The organism is Vibrio sp. 2130-1 (assembly GCF_033339515.1).
This window is the reverse complement of sequence record NZ_JAWOUT010000146.1, coordinates 1-851: the sequence shown is the minus strand read 5'-3', so window position 1 is coordinate 851 and position 851 is coordinate 1. Positions and strand designations below refer to the sequence as shown.

The following is an 851-nucleotide window of genomic DNA, read 5'->3' as shown; positions in this document are numbered from 1 at the left end:
CGATGTACTATTCAAAGCACTCAGGACGCAATCAAGTCACCCTAGCTTACGAAAACCTGCCAGATCTTAAGCTTTATCAAGCCGGTCACTTAAAAATACAAAGAGTTTCTTAAATATAAGTTCCCCCCTTTCTGACCACAATAGCCTCTTTACTAAGAAACCTCCGCCCTACGCACTCCCCACAATAACATCGCTAAAAACTCGCTTATCTAAAACCCTTATAACTATTAGTAAAAAGTGCTCTATATCTGTTCGCTATTTATCGACCTAAACCACCATCATGACATCCTTAATATCGACTTTAAAAAGCTCGCAAGTCAGCAAAAATCCATTCAGATGAAAATGAGGCCACTGACCCTTGCTCATTTCAAAGATGGACACTAGCGCACACAAATCGTCAAGTTTCTCAAGGTAAGCCGAACTAGTATCAATAAGTAGGTTTAAACCTTTCTTGAAGAAGGGCCGGAAGGACTGCAAGAAAAGCCAAGAACAGGAAGACCACCATTCTTAACTTCCGAGCAAAGAGAACAATTGAGTCAATATATAAAAGATAAAGCCAATGGTACACAAGACGGAGAACTGACTGGTTCCGACATCCACGCTTATATCATGAAAGAATTTGGCGAGCACTACCACCCTAACTCTATCTATTACCTGCCCGACCACATGGGCTTTTCATGGATAACTTCCCGCTCAAAACACGACAACACACTTATGGACTGAAAAAGCAGCTCGCCCAAGAGCCGAGAAACAACAATTTGAGTATGCTTATCTGTTCGGTTCAATCTGTCCCAGAAAAGGAATCTGTGAGGCTATCGTTGTCCCTTGGGTTAATAAAGACATCTGATAGA

General features: G+C 41.6%; 1 protein-coding gene and 1 pseudogene. Both read left to right on the top strand.

The window, feature by feature from the left end; translation table 11 throughout:
* Positions 1 to 113: pseudogene (locus R7Q09_RS24795) on the top strand (GGDEF domain-containing protein); the annotation flags it as partial.
* Between the two features lie 358 nt (positions 114 to 471).
* Positions 472 to 723, top strand: coding sequence for a helix-turn-helix domain-containing protein (locus R7Q09_RS24790; protein WP_318143776.1), 252 nt, complete (start codon positions 472 to 474; stop codon positions 721 to 723).
* Positions 724 to 851: the final 128 nt, after the last annotated feature.